The organism is Psychrobacter sp. AOP3-A1-26, assembly GCF_052378235.1.
Taxonomy (GTDB): domain Bacteria; phylum Pseudomonadota; class Gammaproteobacteria; order Pseudomonadales; family Moraxellaceae; genus Psychrobacter.
Genome location: NZ_JBQSXN010000147.1, coordinates 1 through 2,855 on the forward strand (window position 1 = coordinate 1; position 2,855 = coordinate 2,855).

Sequence of the window (2,855 nt, forward strand, 5' to 3'; positions counted from 1 at the left end):
AACCTGTCTTTCGCTCTACCACTGTCACGATAGCTTGTTTGTGGTTTTTACCAATGATGGTGTCCGCTTCCCAATCACCGATGCGGGATCGCTCTTTTACTACATGAGGGCGCTCATGAATTGAGACCCTGTCATTAATACGCCCACGAGTCTCAGTGGTAAGCCTTTGACGATAGGGTTTGGCTTTGCGTCTTAAATATTGCCATAGCGTGCCGCCTTGCCTCTTATCCGTCCATAAGTAACGATAGATACTCATGTGACTGACTCCACTATGAACGCCTGCTATTTGCTCAGGACTCCACTGCAGTTTAAGCTTAGTCACGACCCAGTCCCAGACGTTTAAAATGATGGTGAAGGCATTATTTGCTCGCCTCGCTTTAGCGGTGTTGTCTGCATGCTTTGCTCGGTAGCCTCGTAGGCTTTTATTGCGTCTAAGCTCTCTTGATATGGTGCTGGGACTTCTGCCTAATGCCCCTGCTATAAATTTAATACTATGTTGTGCCCCTCTAAGGGCATAAATCTGATATCGTTCCTCTAGGCTTAGATGTGTATAGCTCATGGTTGCAATCTCACTTTGGCGGTGGATAGTAGCTTTGATGCTAGCGCATCTAGGCCTCTTTTTCACCTGCTCTTTGATATTGCACTTCATGTGTTAATCTAAGTAGTAATAAGTGAACTTGCCAATTTAAGAATAGGTGGCCATTTGTTTAGGAATATTTAATTCTTTATTTTTATTTGTAAACAGCTGATATATAAGGCTTTACACGCGAGGCAAGCAGACTTTGTTTACAGAATAGGCACTCTATTACTACGTAGCTGTGTTAAAAGAGGGGTATTTACCACCTTCAATTTCGATCAATTATGCCCACTTAAAACGCCCCTCGATCTTTATCTAAAGACATCACAGCGTCATATAAAAATCGATTTAATGCAATGAGGCTTCATTATAATCATTATATTGCATTCATAATCGCTTTTCTGCAAAATGGCTTATCTATAATCGCTTGAGCCATTCATAATGAACACCCCTACCTCAGACCCTATTGGCGCAGCATGGCTTATCCGTCATGCAAGCATCGAGCTGGTTTCGCCTTTATATGTCAGCAGTAGTATCGGTGGGCGCAGACAAACCTATAAAGACGGTGACGTCATCCATAATGCTTATCAGGAAACCGCGCGTCCACTGGACACGATCATTGCGCACTTACAATTTCACATGCGTCATGAAGTACTGAGTTTAGAGTTACTGACTCGTTTGTTTGAGCAGATAGGGGCTAATGACGTACAAGCATGGGTAAACGCTGAGCCCACAGGCAGCTATGCCCGTAGAATGGCTTTCTTGTATGAATGGCTCATGGGTCAGCAGTTAGCAGTACCGAGTAATTTAGGCGGTAACTATGTGGACGCTTTAGATGCTAAGAAGCAGGTTACTTCAAGCCCTGCGCATGTCATAAAGAATGCTCGTTGGCGTATCAATGATAATCTAGCAGGAACCCGTCATTTCTGTCCGATACTGGTGAAAACAGAGGCCTTTACGCAAGCAGCTGCACTCGATATTGCCATGATGGTTGACAAACTTAACGATGAATTTGGGCAAGACTTACTGATGCGTGCCTCCGTATGGATGACATTACGAGAGAGTAAAGCCAGTTTTACTATAGAAGGTGAAGGGAAAGAGTTAAAACGTATTGAACGTTTCGCCGATGTAATGGCACGGCGCACAGGCAAGGGCGATATTCCGCTTGATCCTGAGTCGCTAGCAGAGTTGCAACAAGAGATATTGGGTAGTAAAACTATTATTCAGCAGTACGGCATCCGTCAATCACCAGTTTTTGTGTCGCATACTCAGGTCAATGGCTTTAAAGAGATTGTGCACTATATTGCGCCACCTGCTGATGACATTGCTGAAAAGCTCAAAGGGTTACAGGCATTTATGGAAAAGACCGAGGGACAATCGGCACTGATACGTAGTGCGGTTGCTTCCTTTGCTTTTGTGTATATTCATCCGCTAGCGGATGGCAATGGCCGAGTACATCGCTTCCTAATTAACGATGTACTCAGACGCGACCAGATCATTCATGAGCCGATTATCTTACCTATATCGCAAGCCATCGCTGAGCATCCCTCAGACCGTCATGCCTATGATAAAATTTTAGACCGTGTATCCGTGCCACTTATGGAGCAAATCCGTGATCATTACAGCTTTAATAAACAGGTGATTACTTACCCTGATGGTATTCGCTCAAACTTAAATTTTGAAAACACTCACCTTATTCAACCGGCATGGCGCTTTATGGACTTAACGCCTCACGTTCAGTACTTATCAGGATTGATTGCTCATGTTATTGAAAAAGAGATGCATAACGAGTCGCAGTACCTAAGAAAGCATGACCATGCACGACTGGCGATAAAAGAGATTGTTGAGATGCCCAACAGCTATGCCGATAGAATCATTCGCAGCATGCTACAAAATAAGGGTGTTAAAAGTAATAAGCTACTGAAGGATTATCCGTTTTTGGCAAATAATGAGGTTTGGGACGATATTTTCTCTGTCGTTGTAGAAACTTTTAAAGATGAAGCAGATGGTTTGAATAGTTAGAACAAACCCTGCTATACGCAGGAAAGTCTGCCTTGATAATCAAGCTCAAGCTAGTATCAGTATCATCGTTGCAATAATGATTCGTTTATAAAAGATTCGGCTAACATACCGTAGCCTAAAGCGTAATTAGTATTTTTCTTGAGCCTATTTAATTTAATGAAATACTGATAGGAGGCTATTTTGATTTGACAAGCATGAATATATATAATTAAAATAATTTTGAGTATTTGAGTATTTGAGTATTTGAGTATTTGAG

The 2,855-nt window shown here is 42.3% G+C and carries 2 protein-coding genes; one reads left to right on the forward strand and one right to left on the reverse strand.

Annotated elements, in window-relative coordinates; genetic code table 11:
* Positions 1–559 (reverse strand): IS30 family transposase (locus ACT3TU_RS13820; RefSeq protein ID WP_444784502.1); only part of this gene is annotated, 559 nt, incomplete at its 3' end.
* A gap of 459 nt (positions 560–1,018) precedes the next feature.
* On the opposite strand from ACT3TU_RS13820, the gene ACT3TU_RS13825 reads away from it, so the two are divergent.
* Positions 1,019–2,599 (forward strand): Fic family protein, encoded by a 1,581-nt coding sequence (locus ACT3TU_RS13825; protein ID WP_444784503.1) that lies wholly within the window; start codon positions 1,019–1,021, stop codon positions 2,597–2,599.
* The last annotated feature ends 256 nt before the right edge of the window (positions 2,600–2,855 follow it).